Below are 18,779 nucleotides of genomic sequence, written 5' to 3'. Positions count from 1 at the left end.
CGGCGGGATCGCCCGCGATGATAGTGCGGTGGGGCGCAGGGCAATCGAGGGAATAAGGGGGGGATTGGGGGCGGCGTGTCCCGCCTCTACGCGGAATGCCCTTTCAGCGGCAGTGCCACCACCGCTTCGAGACCGCCGCCGTCGCGCGCGCGGAACCGCAGCGAGCCGCCATGCAGGCGCGCGATGCGTTCGACGATCGCGAGTCCGAGCCCGGTGCCGCCCGAATGGCCGCGCGCGTTCCTGCCGCGGCTGAACGGCGCCTTGAGCTGTTCCAGTTCCTCCGCGCCGATGCCGTTGCCCCGGTCGCACACGGCGACGTACGCCGTATCGCCTTCGGCCCAGGTGCGCACGGCAAAACCCGCCCGTCCGTAGACGACCGCGTTCTGCATCAGGTTCATCAGCAGGCGCATCAGGCTTACCGGCCTGAACGGGAACACCGGCATGCCGCCGAGCGACAGCTCGAACTCGTGCCCGAGCCCCGCGAAATCCGCCGCGAGCTGGCTGATGAGCGCATCGACATCGCCGGGCTGCGGGACCTCGCGCTCGCCGCTGCCCGCGTAGTCCATGAACTGCTGGAGGATGGTGTCGATCTGGTCGAGATAGCCCTCCACCGATGCCACGAAGGTGTCGTCGGCGCCGCGCGGGATCGCCATCGCCATGGCGAGGCGCAGCTTGGTCAGCGGCGTGCGGATGTCGTGCGACACGCCGGCCAGCATCAGCGTGCGGGTCGCTTCGGCCTGTTGCAAGGCCTGCGTCATCTGGTTGAACGCGCCGCTCACCTGGGCGATCTCGGTCGGCCCGTCCGTGGGCAGCGGCACCGGGGCTTCGCCGGCGCTGACGTGGCGCGCCGCCCGTGCCAGGTCCTGCAGCGGACGGTTGATGTGCAGCTGGATCAGGTAGCCCGTGAGTGCCGCGAGCAACGCAAAGGCCGCCGACAGCGCGAGCGCGGCGGCGATGCCGCTCGCGCGCGCGTCTTCGGTCATCGGCAAGGCGATCCAGCTGGGCGCGCCGGCCACATGCACGCGGATCCATAGCCGCTCCGCGTCCCCCTCGCCGGTCTGCCATCGTACCGGCATGTCCGGCGGCAGATAGCGCTGCAATGCTTCCATGAAGACATCGCGCTGGTACGTACGAAAAATGCGGACCGGACTGGGCGGCGGCTCGAGTGCGACTTGCCCGGGCGGCTGCGCCATGGCGCCAAGCCGCGCGGCCGCCGCGCGGCCCTCGTCGGCCGGCATGGCGGCAAGCACGCCATCGAGCGTCTTCACGTAGTTGGAAAAGATGACCGCCGCGCGTTCGATGTGCGGGCGCTGCACGAAATGCAGCAAGACAGTGAGCGAGCAGACCTGGGTGAGCGCAACGAGCGCCACCAGCAAGGCGATGTTGCGCGCGAGCAGCGAACGGGGCAGCGCGAGCCGCATCACGACTCGATGCCGGCGATCAGCATATAGCCTACGCCCCACACGGTCTTGATGAAACGCGGCTTCGAAGGATCTTCTTCGAGGATCTGGCGCAGCCGCAGGATCTGCACGTCGATGCTGCGGTCGAGCGCGTCGTGGTCGCGGCCGCGGGCGCGCGCGAGCAGGTTCTCGCGGCTCACCGGCCGGTTCGGCGACGACCCCAGGGCGTGCAACAGCAGCATCTGCGCGGAATGCACCTCGACCGGTTCGCCGCGCAGCATCAGCGTCTGCTTGCCGACGTCGAACTGGAATTCGCCGAAGCGCAGGGTCTGCGAGGTCACGGTCGGCTCGCCGGCCGCCATTCTCTGCCTGCGCAGCAGCGCACGGATGCGCGCGACCAGCTCGTCCGGCACGAACGGCTTGGCGAGGTAGTCGTCGGCGCCGGTCTCCAGCCCGGCCACCCGGTCGACCGGATCGCCCTTGGCGGTCAGCATCAGGATCGGCAGTGTCTGTCCTTCGGCGCGTAGCCGGCGGCAGATGGTCAGGCCGTCTTCCGGCTCCATCATCAGGTCCAGCACGAGCAGGTCGTACGGCTCGCGCTGCAGGTAGCGGTCGAGGCGCTTGCCGTCGGCGACCACGCGCACCTGGAAGCCGTGCCCGGTCAGGAACCGTTGCAGCATATTGCGCAACTCGGCTTCATCATCGAGCACGATGATCCTGTTCGACTGCTCCATGGTGCGTCTCCGGCGATGATCGGGGAATCAGCGGGCCATCGATTTCTGTCTCATGAATTCCTCGATCTGCGCCAACGTGACGTAGCCGGCGCGCTGCGTGTCGATTTCGTCGAAGCGGCTGGCGACCATCGGCATGCCGGCCGCCGCCTGGTCCCGGGTCAGCTTGCCGTCGTGCGTCGTGTTGGCGCTGGCGAAGCGCGCCTGCAATTGCTGCATCGCACGCTCGATCCGGGCACCGCCACCCGCGGGCGGCGCGGCGACCTGAGCGGACGCGCCTGCAGAAACAATACACAAGATAAGAACTGCGATCATCTTCTTCATGATGGACTCCGTGGTGTAGCCGACACTCGGTGCCGGCCTGGTGATGGATGCCGAAGGGTTGAAAGGGCTGGAAAGACCGGAAGGACCGGAAGGACCGGAAGGACCGGATACCGGGTGGATGATGGTGCCGTTACGCCCAGTGCGCGGGTACCAGGACGCCGCCAGCCCAGTGCGCCGGTACCCATACCGCCGCACGCGGCGCCCGCGCGAAATAGACCGCGCGCGGCGCGACATAGACGACCCTCGGCGGCGGCGGTGCGACGTACACGACCTTGGGCGGCGGGGGCGCGACATACACCACCTTGGGCGCCGGCGCGACGTAGACCGGCTGCGGGGGCGGCGGCGGCACATAGGCCACCGGCGCCGGGGCGACCGCCACCGGCGTCGGGGCGACTACCACCGCCGCCGGGGCGACCACGGCCGGGGCGGGCGCGACGACCACGGGCGCCGGGGCGATGACCGCCGGCGCGGCACCGACTGCAACCGTGGCCCCTACCGTCGTCACCGTACCGCCGGTCGTTACCGTGCTGCCGTGTACGACCGTGGTGCCGCCGGTGGTCGTCACGACACCCGGCGCCACGCGGGTCGCGGTGCCGCCGTGCGTGACGGTGCCGCCGTCCGCACCCGTCACCGTGCCCGAGCGGGCACATGTCGACCCGGCGCAACTGGTCGATGCCGCATGGCTGACAGTGTTGCCGTTCGAACGGGTGACCGTGCCGGATGAGGAATACTGGCCCGGCGCCTCGCGCGTCACGCTGCCCGCCGTGGCGGCGGTCTGGCCATTGGGCCCGGTGACATCGCCGGTGTGCGAGCAGGTGCCGCCTGCGCAGCTGGTGTCGCCGGCATGCTGGACCGAACGACCGTTCGGCCCGGTCGCGGTGCCGGCGTTGGAGAACTGCCCCGGCGCGGTACGGGTCACCGTGCCGGTGTTGGTCGCGAGCCCGCCGTAGGGGCCGACGACACCGCCGGCGTGCGAACAGCTGCCGCCTGAGCACGATCCGAAGTGCGCGCCGTTATAAGTGCCGTGCGGCGTGTAGGCCGTGCCGTGGCCGGACCAGCCCGCGAAGGCCGGGGTGCTTGCAAGGATGATCAGCGAGGCGGTGGCTGCGAAGACGTAACGGGATGTCATGGGATGTCCTTCAGGTTCGGGTCTGGCCGCGCACTGCGACGTGGCAACGGGACGAACTATAGGAGCGGGGCGCGAAATAATCGCGGTGGAAAACATGTCGCGGTGTTACACCGGCGTGACTGGGCGACGGGCGGCGAATGCCGCGCCTGTCGGCGGCGCAAGCGCGCCAGGCACGCACGGCAGGGCATCCGCGCCACGTAAAAAAGGGGAGGCACGCCTCCCGGCGTGCCTCCCCTTTCTCCTTGTCAGCCCAGCCTTGTCAGCCTTGCCTGCGCCGACTGCCCCGGGCGCCTCAGAACGGCAGGCGGAGCTTCACCGAAGCGGTCTGGTTGGTGAAGCGGTCACGCACCTCTTGCGCTGGCCTTCGTTGTGGCCGGTGCCGAAGTCTGCCTGCACGCTGACGTCGGTGCGCGCATCCAGGCTGTAGCTGCCGTAGCCGATCAGGCGATAGCCGTCGACGCTGGCGCTCTGCGCCGCCACCGGCGAGTTGCCGTAGGTGCCTTCGTTGCTCAGTGTCAGGCAAGCCGCTGAAGTAGACTTGCCGCTTGTTTGTGTTCGCGACTTTCTTGCTTTCTTGCTTTCTTGTTGTTATGTGGTGCTCAAGGTGCCGGGGAACCGGTACCGCCTTGATTTCTTCCTTACTTCAATCCGTGTGTCTTTGCGTGTGTCGCCTCCCCGTTATTCGCCTGGTCTTTCATTCGTGCGGACCAAGGTCCTGATCCTGCTGGCGGCCCTGCTGCTGGCCGCCTGTACCCATTTCTCTCCTGCCGGGCGCCGGCAGGCCGCCGACGCGCTGGCGCTCACCCATGGCTGGCAGAAACTCCGCCTGCCCACACGGGATTTCGTGCTGACCGCCTATGCGCCGGCACCGGCCGTCGCGGCCGCCGCGGCCGATACGCTGGCCGTCTACATCGAAGGCGACGGCCTGGCCTGGCTCAGCCCGACGCAGCCCTCCGACGATCCGACCCCGCTGCGCCCGGTGGCCCTCGAACTCGCCCTGGCGCATGTCCGGGGCGCCGCGGCATACCTTGCGCGTCCGTGCCAATTCGTCGACGACCAAGACCTGCGCGGCTGCGGCACGGCCTGGTGGACCGGGCGGCGCTTCTCCACCGAGGTGGTCGAGGCCACCGGCCAGGCCATCGACGCGCTCAAGCAGCGCTTCGGCGCGCGCCGGATCGTCCTGGTGGGCTACTCGGGCGGCGGCGCGGTGGCGGCGCTGGTGGCGGCACGGCGCCAGGATGTCGCGCGCCTGGTGACCGTGGCGGGCAACCTGGAGCCGCTGGCGTGGACCACCCTGCACGGCGTGCCGGCACTCGAAGGCTCGCTCAACCCCGCCGACGACTGGCGCCGGCTGCAGGACATTCCGCAGCTGCACTTCGTGGGCGCGCAGGACACCAATGTCACGCGCGAGGTGGCCGCGGCCTATGCCGCGCGCTTTCCCGCCGCCCGGCGACCGCCCGTCCATCTGGTGGAAGGCGCCACCCATGCCTGCTGCTGGGCGCAGAAATGGCCGGCGCTGTGGCCGCTGGCCTTTGCGCCGGACGCGGGTAGCCCGGGCGAGCAGGCTTTCCTGCCCTCCCTGTTATCTGTCGGTCTTGTGATTTATTAAGCGGCGGGAGAGGAAGCCGGGGGCGCGGCGGGTGCGCCCGTGCCGCCGGTCCAGTCCAGCACCACCTTGCCGCTGTTGCCCGAGAGCATGGCAGCGAAGCCGGCCTGGAAGTCGTCCGCGCGGAAGCGGTGGGTGATCATGGGCGTCAGGTCGAGCCCGCTTTGCAGCATGGCGACCATCTTGTACCAGGTCTCGAACATCTCGCGGCCGTAGATGCCCTTGATCTCTAGGCCCTTGAAGATGACCTGGTTCCAGTCGATCGCCATCTTCGACGGCGGGATGCCGAGCATGGCGATCTTGCCGCCATGGTTCATGTGCTCGAGCATGGTGGCGAAGGCGCTCGGCACGCCCGACATCTCCATGCCGACGTCGAAGCCCTCGGTCATGTGCAGCGAGGCCGCGACATCCTTCAGGTTTTCCTGCCCGATGTTGACCGCGCGCGTGGCGCCCATCCTGCGGGCCAGCTCGAGCCGGTAGTCGTTGACATCGGTGATCACCACATTGCGCGCGCCCACATGGCGGGCGATGGCGGCGGCCATGATGCCGATCGGGCCGGCGCCGGTGATGAGCACGTCTTCGCCCACCAGGTTGAACGACAGTGCAGTATGGGTGGCGTTGCCGAACGGGTCGAAGATGGCGGCGATCTCGTCAGGGATGTCGTCGGGGATGCGGAAGGCGTTGAAGGCCGGAATCACCAGGTATTCGGCAAAGGCGCCCGGGCGGTTCACGCCCACGCCCACCGAATTGCGGCACAGGTGCCGGCGTCCGGCGCGGCAATTGCGGCAGAAGCCGCAGGTGATGTGTCCCTCGCCGGAGACGCGGTCGCCGATCGACAGTCCGCGCACCTCCTGCCCGATGGCGACGATCTCGCCCACGTATTCGTGTCCCACCTGCATCGGCACCGGGATGGTGTGCTGCGCCCACTCGTCCCATTTCCAGATATGGATGTCGGTGCCGCAGATGGCGGTCTGGCGGATGCGGATCATCACATCGTTGTGGCCGACTTCCGGCTCGGGCACGTCGGTCAGTGTCAGGCCGGGCGCGCGTTCGAGTTTGGCGAGGGCTTTCATGGCTGGGTTCCTGTGCTGGCGCGGGTTGCGGCTTCAGGCAATGGCGCCGAATTTCCTGCCCACCTTGGCGAAGGCGGCCACCGCGCGATCGATCTGCTCGGCGGTATGCGCGGCGCTCATCTGCGTGCGGATGCGCGCGCGGCCCTTGGGCACCACGGGGAAGGAAAAGCCGACCACGTACACATGCTCGGCCAGCAAGGCATCGGCCATGCCGGTGGCCAGCGCGGCGTCGCCCAGCATCACCGGGATGATGGGGTGCTGGCCGGGCACCAGCGTGAAGCCCAGCGCGGTCATCTCGCGGCGGAAGTGCTCGCCGTTCTCGCGCACGCGCATGCGCAGCGCGGCGCCTTCCGCGCTGGCCAGCAGATCGAGCACCTTCAGCGTGGCGGCGGCGATGCTGGGCGCCAGCGAGTTGGAGAACAGGTAGGGGCGCGAGCGCTGACGCAGCAGTTCCACGATCTCGCGGTGGGCCGCCACGTAGCCGCCGGAGGCGCCCCCCAGCGCCTTGCCCAGCGTGCCGGTGATGATGTCCACGCGGCCTTCCACGCCGCACAGTTCCGGCGTGCCGCGCCCGTGCTCGCCGACGAATCCCACCGCGTGCGAGTCGTCCACCATCACCAGGGCGCCGTACTTGTCGGCCAGGTCGCAGATCGAGCGCAGGTCGGCGATGATGCCGTCCATGGAAAACACGCCGTCGGTGGCGATCAGCTTGAAGCGCGCGCCGGCCGCGTCCGCCTCGCGCAGGCGGGTTTCCAGGTCGGCCATGTCGTTGTTGCGGTAGCGGTAGCGCTTCGCCTTGCACAGGCGCACGCCGTCGATGATGCTGGCGTGGTTGAGCTCGTCGCTGATGACCGCGTCCTGGTCGTCGAGCAACGTCTCGAAGAGGCCGCCGTTGGCGTCGAAGCAGCTCGAGTACAGGATGCTGTCGCCGGTGTGGAGGAATTTCGCCAGCACCGCCTCGAGCGTCTTGTGCACCGACTGCGTGCCGCAGATGAAGCGCACCGACGCCATGCCGAAGCCGTCCTGCTCCAGCCCGCGGCGCGCCGCCTCGATCAGGCGCGGGTCGTCGGCCAGGCCGAGATAGTTGTTGGCACAGAAATTCAGCACATGCTCGCCGCCGGCCAGCCGGATATCGGCCGCCTGCGGGCTGGCGATGACCCGCTCCGCCTTGTGGAAGCCGTCGGCGCGAATGGTGTCGAGGGTGTCGCGGAGATGGGAGAGATAGCGGTCGCGCATGGGATTCCCTGAGGTGGTGGATCGATGGCGTGTGGCGCCTCATGCGCCGTTGCTGTATTGCGTTGCAGCATGGGGAGGTGGGGTTTTGTTATGGTATGCCTGATGTGCTGTGGGTGGGGGAAATGGTTTGTTATCGGGTTTGTTATTGGTTTCTTGGGGGGAGGGATAGTCTTGGCTTCAGGGTCAACGTCTAGGGCGTAAAGGCTTTGGTTTTAATGTCGAAGACAACTTCGAAGGCGAATTCTCAAAGTCAACGTCAACATCAAAGGCAAAATCTTAAGGTCAACGTCAACGTCAACGTCAACGTCAAAGGCTTTCGCGCCCCCGGCGCGACCTACTTTCTTTTGTCCGAAAAGAAAGTAGGCCAAGAAAGCGGACTCCTGGCCGGAGGGGCAGAAGCATCCAGGGGTTACGGGATTTGCGGATTCGTGGTGGGTGTGTCGGTTCTGCTGGAATCTGCCGGTACCGGCGCTGACGGCCACTACACTGCGAGAGGTGCTTGTTTCGTGGTGATGCCCCTGAGCGCTGGTGCACTGCTTGTTCGGGCATCTGCCGTTACCGGGTCGGGCGGCCACGGCATTGTGGCCTCGCTGGTTTCGTGGTGGGCGTGGTGGACCGGTGGTCGAGTCAAAGCCGGCAGCTGCGGTGTTCGTCGCGCTGGCGCTGCTGCGCGCCAGGCGTGATCCTGTTCAAGGCGGTGGAATGGGCGGAAGAGCGGCTGCCTTCCAGCGGGCGTACGCCACTGGCATGCACGCCGCGCACGGCCGGTAGCCTGCCGCGATGGCATGTGCCTCGTCGAGAAAGAACACGCGTTGCGGCGCATAGCCGCCGCGGGCGATGGCGCGCAGCGCGCTGCGGCAATCGAGCCGGCCGTACAGGCGCCCGCCGCGGTGGCCGCCCAGCGTGCCGGGCGCCGGACTTTGGTATGGCTTGCCGTCCGGCCCGACCAGGGTCCAGTTGCGCGCCGCGGTCAAGCCTGCCCCTCGCGCTCCAGCAAGCTCCGCTTGCGCTCCACGCCCCAGCGATACCCCGATAGCTGGCCGTCGCTGCGCACCACGCGATGGCAGGGAATCGCCACGGCGATATGGTTCGCGCCGCATGCCTGCGCCACCGCCCGCACCGCCTTCGGCGCGCCGATGCGCGCGGCAATCTCCGCGTAGCTGGCGGTGGAGCCGGGCGGGATCTCCCTCAGCGCCTGCCACACGCGCTCCTGGAAGGCGGTCCCGCGTACATCGAGCGGCAGGTCGAAGCCCAGCGACGGCGCTTCGATCAGCCCGACCACCTGCGCGATCAACTGCTCGAAGCCGGCGTCGCCGCCGATCAGGTTGGCCTTGGGGAACTGGTCCTGCAACTCGCGCGCGAGCGCATCGGGGTCGTCGCCGAGCAGGATCGCGCAGACCCCGCGCTCGCTCTGCGCCACCAGGATGGAGCCGAGCGAGCACTCGCCCACGGCAAAGCGGATATCCGTGTTGGCGCCGCCGGCGCGGTAGCGGCTTGCGGTCATGCCGAGCATCTGGCCGGAGGTTTCGTAGAAGCGGCTGTTCGAGTTGAAGCCGGCGTCGTAGATGGCTTCGGTGACGGAGCCGGCGCGCCCCAGCCGGTCGCGCAGCTTGCGTGCGCGGTGGGCGCCGGCATAGGCCTTGGGCGTAAGCCCGGTGACGGCCTTGAACACGCGGTGGAAGTGGAACGGGCTCAGGCGGGCCTGGCTGGCGAGTGCGTCGAGCGCGGGCGGCTCGTCCGCGTTCTCGATCTGGCGGCAGGCCTCGGCAATCAGCGCGGCATGCTGGGCCGCCATTGCTGACTGGTCCGCCGCGGCCCGCTTGCTCGGGCGGTAGCCGGCAGCCTCGGCGGCTGCCGGTGTATCGAAGAACTCCACGTTTTCCGGGCGCGGCAACCGTGAAGGACTGCTCGGGCGGCAGTAGATGCCGGTGGTCTTCACCGCATAGACGAAGTCGGCGTCCGCCGCCGGGTCGCGCGCCAGCACGCGGGCCCAGCGCGGGTCGTGTTCGGTCGTTGCCTTCGTTGCCGCCGTTGCCTTCTTTGCTTTCATGATGCTCACTGTATGCCGATGCCGCGCGTTGCGCACGCCGTGGCTTGTGCCGCATGCCGCATGCCGCTAGGCGGCGTCGTGGAAGATGATGCCAAGCACATGCCGGTGTCCCGAACGCAGCCGGCTCACGCCGTGGCGCAGCTTGACACGATAGCTGCCGCGCGTGCCCTGCACCGGGCGCTGGTTCACCGCGAACACCACGGCGTCGCCCTTGCGCAGCGGCACCACCTCGGCGCGCGACTGCATGCGTGGGCGCTGTTCGGTCAGCACGAATTCGCCGCCGGTGAAATCCCTGCCCGGCTCGGACAGCAGGATGGCTACCTGCAGCGGAAACACATGCTCGCCGTACAGGTCCTGGTGCAGGCAGTTGTAGTCGTCCGGCCCGTATTGCAGGATCAGCGGGGTGGGGCGCGCCTGGCCGGCATCGTGGCAGCGGCGCAGGAAATCGGCGTGCCGTGCCGGATAGCGGATGCCGATGTCCATCGCGGCGTTCCAGCGGTTGGCCACGGGCACGAGATGCGCATAGAGCGCGCCGCGCAAGGCCTCGACCAGGCCGGGCAGCGGATAGCTGAAGTATTTGTATTCGCCACGGCCGAAGCCGTGGCGGCTCATGACCACGCGTGAGCGGAACAGGTCCTCGCGCGGGTAGAGCGCGGCCAGCGCATCGCAGGCCTGCGGTGCGAGCAGCCCGGCGATGACGGCGCAGCCCTGGCGCTCCAGTTCTTCGCCGATGGCATCCCAGGGCAACGTATCGGCATGCCGGCCAGCCGCCTGCGCGCCGCCCGTCAATGCGCCGCCGCTATCTGCCATTGCATGGTCTGCCTTCATGCCCGCGCCTCGCGCTGCAGCAGTTCGCGCTTGCGTTGCACCCCCCAGCGATAGCCGGAGAGCGCGCCGTCCTGCTTCACGATGCGGTGGCAGGGAATGGCGATGGCCAGCAGGTTGGCTGCGCAAGCACCGGCCACGGCGCGCGCCGCTGCGGGCCGGCCGATGCGTGCGGCGATGTCGGCATAGCTTGCCGTGCTGCCTGCCGGTACCGCGCGCAACGCCTGCCATACCCGCTGCTGGAAGGCGGTGCCGCCAATGTCCAGGGGCAGGTCGCAGGCACTTCCGGGCGACGAAGCCAGGCTGGCGGCCCGCGCCAGAAGCCCCGCCAGGTCTGGTTGCGCCCGCCGCAGCGTGGCGGCGGGGAAGGCCGCGCGCAGTTCGCCGTGCAGCGCCTGCTCATCCTCGCCGAGGAGCAAGGCGCAGACGCCGCGTTCGCTTTGCGCGACCAGCACGTAGCCAAGCGCGCAGGCGCCGATCGCGTAGCGGACTGGCGCGAGGCCAGGACCGGCGATCTTGCCTTGTGAGGTGGATGGCATGCCTTGCATGGCGGACTCCTTTGCATAGATGGCGATGAAGCCAACTCTAGGCCAGGATTCCTCGCCGATCACTCCGTGTCTTGCTGTCGAATTCCATGCCGGCGCGCCGCCGCGCCGGTGCGGTGGTGCGATTTCGGCGGGGCACTTGCATTTGCCCCGCACTCGCCTATCATCCTGTAAATCGTTTTAGTAAACCGTTTTACTGAAACACTTAAGACCTTGATTCCACCCACGGCCGTTGCGGCGCACCATAAGCAAGAAGCGTGGCAGGTGCCGAACAAGATCATCAGCGGCGCCGCGACCAGGACGAAGGCGCCACTGCCGTCGTGGGCGGCCAGCCCGGTCAGGGCCGCCTGCATCAGCGCGGGCAGCTGCTGCACCGAAAGCGAGAAGGCCAGGCTCGAGGCAGTGGCAAACACGAAGAGGATGCCTCCGGCCATGGCCGCGGCGCGCACGAACAGCCGCACCACCGCGCGCGCATCGAGTTCGCGGAACACCAGCACGCCGGCCAGCAACGCATGGAAGCTGGCCTGAGAACCCGAACATGGCAACCATACAAGATGTGGCCAGGCTGGCAAACGTATCCGTCAGCTCCGTCTCCAACGTGCTCAACGGCCGTACCGAGCGGCTCAATCCCGCCACCTTCGCGCGCGTGGAGCAGGCTATCCGCACGCTGGGCTTTCGCCCCAGCCAGGTCGCGCGCCAGCTCAAGACCGGGCAGACGCCGATGCTGGGCTTGCTCGTGCCGTCCACCGCCAATCCCATGTACGGGCAGTTCGCGGTCCTGATCGAAGCCGAGGCGCAGCGCCAGACCGGCTTCCGCGTATTGCTGGGCAATACCAACCGCGACCGCGACCAGGAAGCGAGCATGCTCGACGACCTGCTCTCCTTCGGCGTGCACGGCGTGATCATCGTCTCCTCCCTGACCGACGAGCTGCACTTCGAGGCGCCCGCGCGCCAGGGCCTGGCGATGGTGAGCTATGACGGCGGCGTCGATCCCAGGGTGCCGGCGCGCATCGACCACGTCCAGCCCGACAACTTCCAGGCGGGCCATCTCGCCGCCTCGCACCTCATTGCCCTGGGCCACCGGCGCATTGCCTTCGTCATGCCTGCCGGGCGCACCGTCAGCCGCGCCTGCAAGATCGATGGTTTTCTCGCCGCCGCGCGCGAGGCCGGCATTGGAGACGGCGCGGAGGTGCTCGAGTGCCCGCCAAGCGCTTACTATGGCGACGCCGAGCTGGCCGAGCTCGGCCAGCTCGAGGGCATGCGGCTGGCACGCAGCAAATCGCGTCCCACCGGGCTGATCGCGGTCAACGATATGATGGCCATCGGGCTGATGTCGGGCCTGCACCAGGCTGGCTTGTCGGTGCCGGCCGACGTTTCCGTGATCGGCATGGACGATATCGGCATGTGCGCCTACACCAATCCCGCGCTGACCTCGGTGGCCATGCCCTTCGGCGAGATGGCCGAGGCCATGGTGCGCCGGGTCGTGATGCGGCTGGCACAGCCGGAACTGGCGCCGACCCGCATGTGTTTCCCCAGCGGCCTGGTGCAGCGCCAGTCCACCGCGCCGCCGCTGGCGCCACGGCGCTGACGCAGGGAGCGGGTGGCCGGCACAACGGTTTTTACGCTCGAGGCACGCGGGGGAGCCGCGCGCCGCGGGACGCAGGTCGCGCGCGCCATGCCGTGCGCGCGGTGGTTGTCCGAGGTTGATTCTTGGAGCCGATTCATGGAGGAAACTGGAAATGGTGGTGGACAAAGAGGAACGCCGGCCGGCAGGAACGGCCAGGATCCACGTCGAGGCGGGCTACGCCATCGAGGTGGACATCATGCGGGTGGAGGACGGCTCGTGGGGGGCACTGGTGCGGTTGTCGAAGCTGGCCGACCGCGGCGCGCCCGCGGCCCATTTCATGCTCAACCGCACCTTCGGGGATCGCGCCATGGCTTTCTCCTACACGCTGGCGCTCACGCGCGAATGCGTGCTGCAGTTCGCGCCGGCCGAGGCGGTGGCCATTGCCCGCATGCTTGGCACTAGCCAGGCTCCGGCGAGCGGTAGCAGCGAGGACTAGCGGAGCGCCGCGCGAGGCAAGCGCGGATGGTTTTTTTCCACAAGGCGCAGATCGCGGGGAGATGACCAAGACGACACGCACGCCCCCGGCAAGAAGGGGCAGCGGTACGTCGTGGTGTCACGAAGGAGGGGCCGCCCGGCAAGGCGAGGGGGGCGACGATCACATTTCTGCCCGACGGCGAAGGACTGGCTGGCGAGGCGGGACAAGGGGCTGCACGCCGCGCGTGCGGCCCCTTTGCATTGGCGCGGCAGGTCCGGGCATAGCCCGCCCGCGCGGATCGGGGTGACGTGGAATGCAAGTGGGCGAGGGGGGCGCACTAAGCGTTTACCCCGCCTCATTTTTCTTTGACGTCCCTCTGTGACATGTCTACTATGATCGTGACATGTCAGCAAACGCTGGCGCTGATGATCCCATCCCAGGAGCCGAAATGGTCGCCGCGCGCAAAATGAAGTCGGGGAAAGTTGACGGAGCCCGACGCAAAGTCATCCACCAACTCGCCGGGGCGGCCGTTGCCGGCCTGGCGTTTCCCTATATCGGAGGCACGGCGCGTGCGCAGGAAAAGCGCATCGTCGTCCGGGACCCGGGCGGCCCGTATGCGGACGCGTTCGCCGAAGCCTTCTACAAGCCCTTCAAGGCCGCGACGGGCATCGAGGTCGTGCCGATCGTGGCGCAGTCCGATCCCACCGCGATGATCAAGGGCATGGTCGAGGCCAGGAACTATGCGTGGGACCTGGCGCTCCTGAACCGGCAGTCGCAGGAAGTGCTGACCGACCCCAGGACCGGAGTCTTCCTGGAAGAGGTCAGGGTCAAGGCGCCGGAGATCCCGGACAAGTACAACAGCCAGTACATGATCGCGACGCTGTTGCTGCAGACCGTGCTGGCGGTGCGCACCGACAAGTTCAAGGGCCGCGCCGTGCCCGCATCGTGGAAGGACTTCTGGGACGTGAAGAACTTCCCCGGACGCCGCGCGCTGCGCCGCCATCCGCAGGACACGCTGGAGGAAGCCTTCCTCGGCATGGGCGGCAACGCCGGGTCGGTCTACCCGATCGATGCGAAGGCGTCCTTCGAGGGGCTGGCGCGCATCAAGAAGGATATCCAGGTGTGGTGGACCAGCGGCGCGCAGACCTCGCAGATGCTAAAGAGCGGCGAGGTCGACATGTGCCCCACCTGGAACGCCCGTGCGCAGGCCGCCATCGATGAAGGGGCGCCCGTCAAGATCATCTGGAACCAGGGCCTGTGGAGCACCGAAGGCTTCTGCATTCTCAAGGGCTCGCCCAAGGCGGAGCTGTGCCGCGAGTTCATCAAGTTCACCTGCGACGCGCAGCGGCAGGCCGAATACACCAGGCGCCTCGCGTACGGGCCTTCCAACCCCAACGCCTACAAGTACATCGACCCGGTGCGCGCAAAGTCGCTGCCCACCCATCCCGACAACCTGGCCACCGCGATCCAGATCGATGCGCGCTACTGGGGCAACAACAAGGACAGGATGACGGAATCGTTCAACACCTGGCTGCTGGCATGAACCCGGCTGCGAGCAAAGGATGCAGAGCATGAAAATGGTAGCCAGGAAAGACGCCGGCGACGCCGCGCACGACCATCAGGCACCGGGCCAGGCCGAGGCCGGCGCCACGCCGCCGCAGGCGTGCCCGCAGCGCGCGGAAAAGCTGCGCATCGAATGCCTGTCCAAGCACTACGGCGATACCTGTGCGCTGGAGCCGACCGATCTCGCCGTGCGGCAGGGCGAGTTCGTGACCTTGCTCGGGCCGTCGGGTTCGGGCAAGACGACGCTGCTGATGATGATCGCCGGCCTTGTGCCGCCGACCTCGGGCAGCATCTGGATCGAGCAGAAGGACGCCACGCGCGCACCGCCCTACCGGCGCGATATCGGCATGATGTTCCAGAGCTATGCGCTGTTCCCGCACATGACGGTGGGCGAGAACATCGCCTTCCCGCTGCGCATGCGCAATATGGGCAAGGAGGCCATCGCCCGCGAGGTCGATGCGATCCTGGCCCTGATCAAGCTGCCGGGCATCCGCGACCGCTTCCCGGCGCAGCTCTCGGGAGGGCAGCAGCAACGCGTGGCGCTGGCGCGCGCGATCGTGCACAAGCCGTCGATCGTGCTGATGGACGAGCCGCTGGCGGCGCTGGACAAGTCGCTGCGCATCCATATGCAGGCGGAGATCCGGCAATTGCAGAAGCAGCTCGGCATCACGGTGCTGTACGTCACCCACGACCAGGAAGAGGCGATGACCATGTCCGATCGCATCTGCCTGATGAACAATGCCAGGATCGAGCAGATCGGCACGCCGGAATCGCTCTACTTCGCACCGCAGAGCCTGTTCGCCGGCCAGTTCCTCGGCGAGTCGAACTGCCTGCGTGGGGTGCTTGAATCGGTCGACGGCGAGCGGCAGCTTGCCTGCCTGCGCACCGCGTCGGGGCAGCAGCTGCGCGGGCGGCTGGCGCAAGCGGTCGAGCCGGGCCATGAGGCGGTGATGCTGGTGCGACCGGAGTCGCTGCGCGTCTCCATGAGCGTGGCCGACAGCAGCGCCAACCACCTGCCCTGCCGCATCGAGGACAGCGTGGTCATGGGTTCGCTGTCGCGCCAGCACGTCGTGCTCGCCGATGGCCAGCGCCTGGTGGCGGTGGGCCTGACGCGCGCGGGCCGGGCCGAGGGCGCGGGCAGCAGCAGCGCGGTTCATTTCAACGAGGCGGATGCCATGATCTTCGGAGCCCAGCATGGCTAGTCAATCGCTTGCCGCGCGGCAATGGACCGGCCCGGCGCTGGTCACGCCGACGCTGCTGTTCCTGGCCGCCACCGTGTTCGTTCCCGTGGTCCTGCTGCTCTGCGCGTCGCTGTTCGGCGCCGGCGGATTCTCCTCGTCCGCCTTCACGCGGCTGGCGAGCACGCCGGTCTATATGCAGGTACTCGGCCACAGCCTGTACCTGTCGGCAGTCGCGGCCACGGTTGCCGTGATCGCCGGGTTCCCCGTGGCCGCGGCGATCTCGCGGGCGTCGGGCGGATGGCGCCAGTTGCTCTGGCTCGGCGTGCTGCTGCCGTTCTGGACCAGCTTCCTGGTGCGCACCATCGCCTGGATCGTCATCCTCGGCCGCACCGGCGTGGTCAACAGCGTGCTCACGTCGAGCGGCATCAGCCAGGAGCCGCTCGAACTGCTCTACACCAACTTCAGCGTCATCGTCGGACTGGTGCATGTATTGCTGCCGCTGGCGATCCTGACCATGCTGCCGATCCTGGAGTCGCTCGACCGGCGCCTGCTGTCGGCCGCGCAGACGCTCGGCGCGCAGCCGGGCGTGACGTTCTTCACCGTGTACCTGCCACTGAGCGCGCCCGGCGTCACGGCGGCGTGGCTGACCACGTTCATCTCCGCGCTGGGCTTCTTCATCACGCCGTCGCTGCTGGGTTCGCCCAGGCAGACCATGATGGCGCAGCTCATCATCCAGCAGGTGCAGGAGATGCTCGACTGGGGCCTGGCCGCGGCGCTGTCGGTCCTGACCCTGGTCGCCACGCTGATCATCTACTGGTGCTACGACAAGCTGGTGGGGCTGTCCACGGTGGCGGGCGAGGCCGCCGCGCCGAAGGCCGGCGCGCGTGCCGGGGGCAGGCTTCGCAGTGCCGCCTATGCAGTCTGCTGGTTCCTCGGCAAGTCGCTCGACCGCGTGGTGGTGCCGCTGGCGCAGGCGCTGCCGCAAGCGCGCAAGGGTGCCGCCGATGGCCGGGGCCGGTTGTCGGCCACCGTGGCGGTGATCGTCATCGTCGCGCTCAGCCTGCCGGTGCTGCTGCTGATTCCGGAGTCGTTCACGTCCAGTGCGTTCATCGACTGGCCGCCCACCGGCTTCACCCTGCACTGGTACGAGGAGATCTTCGCCTCGCCGCTGTGGATGGGCGCGATCCAACGCTCGCTCGGCGTGGCGGCCGGCACCGCGGTGCTGGCCAGCGTGATCGGCATTCCCGCGGCCTTTGCCTTTGCGCACCAGCGACTGCCGCTGCGCTCGCTCGTGCTCGGCGCCATCCTCGCGCCCATGATCCTGCCGCGCATCATCGTTGCGCTGGGCCTGTTCTACGTGCTGTCCCGCCTGGGCTGGCTGGGGTCCTCCCTGGCGCTGGTGATCGGCCACACGGCGCTCGCGCTGCCGTACGTCGTGATCACCGTTTCGGCGTCCCTGCGGTCGTATGACCGCCGCCTCGACGACGCAGCCAGCATCCTTGGCGCCAACACGCTGACGCGGCTGCGCCGCATCACGCTGCCGATCATCGCGCCGGGCGTGCTGTCGGCCTTCATCTTTGCCTTCGTCACGTCGTTCGACGATCTCACGCTCGCGCTCTTCGTCAGCGGCGGGCTGTTCACCACGCTGCCCAAGCAGATGTGGGACGACGCACTGCTGAAGGTCAGCCCGTCGCTCGCCGCGGTATCCGTGCTGCTGTTCGGCGCGGTGCTGGCGATCATTGCCGTGTCTTACCTGCTGCGCCGCAAGGCTGCCGGCGCCGCGAGGGCATGATGAAAGAACAAACCATCGAGCAGGACGACGTGCTGGTCATCGGCGCGGGCATCATCGGCGTCACCGCCGCCTACAACCTGATCCTGCAAGGCCGGAAGGTCACGCTGCTGGACCGGCAGGCACCTGGCTTCGGTTGCTCGTTCGGCAACGCCGGCGGACTGAGCCCGGGCATCAGCTTTCCGCTGGCCACCCCCGGCATGTACCGTCACCTGGCCGGCTGGCTGCTGGACCCGGAAAGCCCCGTCACCGTGTCCTGGCGGCGCTTGCCCGCGGCGTTGCCCTGGCTGGCGCGCTTTCTTTTCGCGGGCACGCCGGCCCGGTCGCACACGGCGGCGGCCGGCATGCGCAAGATGATGCGCAATTCGCTGGAGGACTATGCGCCGATCATCGCATTCGCCGAAGCGCAGGACCTGATCCATCGCGTCGGCCAGCTGTACCTCTACAGCACCGATGCCGCGTTCGAGGAGGAGGCCGCCGCCGTCGCGGCGCGGGAACGGCTGGGAATCGCGCAGACGCTGCTGTCCGCGCAGGCGCTGGCGGAGTACGAGCCCGAGTTGTCGCCCGTGTTCCGGCACGGCATCTTTTTCCCGGGGCACGGGCATTGCTCGAACCCGCAGCAGTTCGTCGCCCGCATCGCCGATGCCTGCGTGCGCGCCGGCGGGGCGCGCCTGGTGCGCGATGAGGTAGTGCGTATCGCCGGTGCTGACGGCGGCATCCGCGTCTTCACGGCCAATGGCGAGCGGCGCGCGGCCCAGGTGGTGGTGGCGGCGGGCATCCATTCGAATGCGCTGATCCGCCCGTTCGGCTGGAAGGTGCCGCTCGAAAGCCATCGGGGCTACCATCTCCAGGTAGCGCAGCCGGGCGTCAACGTCACGCGCAACGTCATGTGGGCGGAGCGCAAGACACTGGTGACGCCGATCGGCGGCGGCTTGCGGGTGGCCGGGACCGCCGAGATCGGCGGGCTCGCCGCGCCGCCGACGCCGGCGCGCTTCACGCAGCTGGCGCGCACGCTGCAGGAAGTCTATCCGCGTGCCAATATCGGGCAGCGCTCGGAATGGATGGGGCACCGGCCCTGCACGCCGGATTCGCTGCCGGTGCTCGGGCCGCTGCCCGGCGCGGAGCGCGTGATCTGCGCGTTCGGCCATGGCCACGTCGGGCTGACAGCCGCCTCGTTCACGGGCCGCGTGATCGGCATGGCGGCAGCCAACGCGTCGATGTCCGATGCCTGGCAGGAATTCTCGATCGCACGCTTCGGTTGACGGCACGCGATCCACTACAAGGA

Annotated in this window: 19 protein-coding genes and 1 pseudogene; 8 read left to right on the top strand and 12 right to left on the bottom strand. The window is 68.3% G+C overall.

The genetic code is table 11. The annotated features are described in order from the left end of the window. Positions 1-86: 86 nt before the first annotated feature. The 5 genes from AC1DK4_RS01370 to AC1DK4_RS01350 form a co-directional block, all read right to left on the bottom strand. Positions 87-1,421, bottom strand: a complete 1,335-nt coding sequence (locus AC1DK4_RS01370) for an ATP-binding protein (RefSeq protein WP_441612166.1) — start codon at positions 1,419-1,421, stop codon at positions 87-89. After that, on the bottom strand, positions 1,421-2,134 hold the full coding sequence (locus tag AC1DK4_RS01365; protein ID WP_441612167.1) for a response regulator: 714 nt from the start codon (positions 2,132-2,134) through the stop codon (positions 1,421-1,423). Before AC1DK4_RS01365 ends, AC1DK4_RS01370 begins: the two co-directional genes overlap by 1 nt. A gap of 27 nt (positions 2,135-2,161) precedes the next feature. Then, the gene (locus AC1DK4_RS01360; protein WP_441612168.1) at positions 2,162-2,455 is read right to left on the bottom strand and encodes an EF-hand domain-containing protein; all 294 of its coding nucleotides are present in this window, start codon (positions 2,453-2,455) and stop codon (positions 2,162-2,164) included. Between the two features lie 130 nt (positions 2,456-2,585). Beyond that, positions 2,586-3,584, bottom strand: coding sequence for a hypothetical protein (locus AC1DK4_RS01355; RefSeq protein WP_441612169.1), 999 nt, complete (start codon positions 3,582-3,584; stop codon positions 2,586-2,588). Between the two features lie 312 nt (positions 3,585-3,896). Continuing rightward, positions 3,897-4,064 (bottom strand): hypothetical protein, encoded by a 168-nt coding sequence (locus AC1DK4_RS01350; protein WP_441612170.1) that lies wholly within the window; start codon positions 4,062-4,064, stop codon positions 3,897-3,899. Positions 4,065-4,284: 220 nt separating this feature from the next. Here AC1DK4_RS01350 and AC1DK4_RS01345 point away from each other — a divergent pair, with 220 nt between their 5' ends. Next, positions 4,285-5,193 carry an alpha/beta fold hydrolase gene (locus AC1DK4_RS01345; protein ID WP_441612171.1) on the top strand — a complete coding sequence of 303 codons (909 nt, stop codon included), beginning with the start codon at positions 4,285-4,287 and terminating at the stop codon, positions 5,191-5,193. On the opposite strand, the gene tdh is transcribed toward AC1DK4_RS01345, so the two are convergent. Both tdh and AC1DK4_RS01335 read right to left on the bottom strand, forming a co-directional pair. Then, the gene (gene tdh, locus AC1DK4_RS01340; RefSeq protein ID WP_441612172.1) at positions 5,190-6,263 is read right to left on the bottom strand and encodes an L-threonine 3-dehydrogenase; all 1,074 of its coding nucleotides are present in this window, start codon (positions 6,261-6,263) and stop codon (positions 5,190-5,192) included. The two genes, AC1DK4_RS01345 and tdh, sit on opposite strands and share 4 nt — an antisense overlap. A gap of 33 nt (positions 6,264-6,296) precedes the next feature. Beyond that, entirely contained in the window at positions 6,297-7,499 is a 1,203-nt protein-coding gene (locus AC1DK4_RS01335) for a glycine C-acetyltransferase (protein WP_441612173.1), read from the bottom strand. 215 nt (positions 7,500-7,714) lie between these two features. Here AC1DK4_RS01335 and AC1DK4_RS01330 point away from each other — a divergent pair, with 215 nt between their 5' ends. Further along, on the top strand, positions 7,715-8,182 hold the full coding sequence (locus tag AC1DK4_RS01330; protein ID WP_441650010.1) for a hypothetical protein: 468 nt from the start codon (positions 7,715-7,717) through the stop codon (positions 8,180-8,182). A gap of 6 nt (positions 8,183-8,188) precedes the next feature. On the opposite strand, the gene AC1DK4_RS01325 is transcribed toward AC1DK4_RS01330, so the two are convergent. From AC1DK4_RS01325 to AC1DK4_RS01305, 5 genes and pseudogenes are all read right to left on the bottom strand, one after another. Further along, complete coding sequence (locus AC1DK4_RS01325) at positions 8,189-8,473, bottom strand: Ada metal-binding domain-containing protein (RefSeq protein WP_441612175.1); 285 nt, start codon at positions 8,471-8,473, stop codon at positions 8,189-8,191. Next, complete coding sequence (gene ada / locus AC1DK4_RS01320) at positions 8,470-9,549, bottom strand: bifunctional DNA-binding transcriptional regulator/O6-methylguanine-DNA methyltransferase Ada (RefSeq protein WP_441612176.1); 1,080 nt, start codon at positions 9,547-9,549, stop codon at positions 8,470-8,472. The genes AC1DK4_RS01325 and ada overlap by 4 nt, the downstream gene beginning before the upstream one ends. 66 nt (positions 9,550-9,615) lie before the next feature. Continuing rightward, the gene (locus AC1DK4_RS01315; protein WP_441612280.1) at positions 9,616-10,425 is read right to left on the bottom strand and encodes a 2OG-Fe(II) oxygenase; all 810 of its coding nucleotides are present in this window, start codon (positions 10,423-10,425) and stop codon (positions 9,616-9,618) included. Beyond that, a pseudogene (locus AC1DK4_RS01310) lies at positions 10,374-10,649 on the bottom strand (methylated-DNA--[protein]-cysteine S-methyltransferase); the annotation flags it as partial. The pseudogene AC1DK4_RS01310 and the gene AC1DK4_RS01315, both read right to left, overlap by 52 nt. 332 nt (positions 10,650-10,981) lie before the next feature. Beyond that, positions 10,982-11,464, bottom strand: coding sequence for a TRAP transporter large permease subunit (locus tag AC1DK4_RS01305; RefSeq protein ID WP_477131375.1), 483 nt, complete (start codon positions 11,462-11,464; stop codon positions 10,982-10,984). Between AC1DK4_RS01305 and AC1DK4_RS01300 the strand changes: the two genes are divergently transcribed. The 6 genes from AC1DK4_RS01300 to AC1DK4_RS01275 all read left to right on the top strand — a co-directional run bounded on the left by AC1DK4_RS01300 (position 11,458) and on the right by AC1DK4_RS01275 (position 18,756). Beyond that, positions 11,458-12,507 carry a LacI family DNA-binding transcriptional regulator gene (locus AC1DK4_RS01300; protein ID WP_441612178.1) on the top strand — a complete coding sequence of 350 codons (1,050 nt, stop codon included), beginning with the start codon at positions 11,458-11,460 and terminating at the stop codon, positions 12,505-12,507. The genes AC1DK4_RS01305 and AC1DK4_RS01300 overlap by 7 nt on opposite strands. Before the next feature lie 151 nt (positions 12,508-12,658). Then, a complete protein-coding gene (locus AC1DK4_RS01295) occupies positions 12,659-12,982 on the top strand; it encodes a hypothetical protein (protein WP_441612179.1) in 324 nt (107 codons plus the stop codon). Positions 12,983-13,409: 427 nt separating this feature from the next. After that, complete coding sequence (locus AC1DK4_RS01290; protein WP_441612180.1) at positions 13,410-14,504, top strand: ABC transporter substrate-binding protein; 1,095 nt, start codon at positions 13,410-13,412, stop codon at positions 14,502-14,504. A 28-nt stretch (positions 14,505-14,532) separates the two neighbouring features. Next, positions 14,533-15,726, top strand: coding sequence for an ABC transporter ATP-binding protein (locus tag AC1DK4_RS01285; protein WP_441612181.1), 1,194 nt, complete (start codon positions 14,533-14,535; stop codon positions 15,724-15,726). Next, complete coding sequence (locus AC1DK4_RS01280; protein ID WP_441612182.1) at positions 15,719-17,497, top strand: ABC transporter permease subunit; 1,779 nt, start codon at positions 15,719-15,721, stop codon at positions 17,495-17,497. The genes AC1DK4_RS01285 and AC1DK4_RS01280 overlap by 8 nt, the downstream gene beginning before the upstream one ends. Then, a complete protein-coding gene (locus AC1DK4_RS01275; RefSeq protein WP_441612183.1) occupies positions 17,494-18,756 on the top strand; it encodes an NAD(P)/FAD-dependent oxidoreductase in 1,263 nt (420 codons plus the stop codon). Before AC1DK4_RS01280 ends, AC1DK4_RS01275 begins: the two co-directional genes overlap by 4 nt. Positions 18,757-18,779 lie beyond the last annotated feature (23 nt).

This window comes from Cupriavidus sp. 05N38, assembly GCF_056397345.1.
This window is presented reverse-complemented; position numbering and strand designations above follow the sequence as displayed.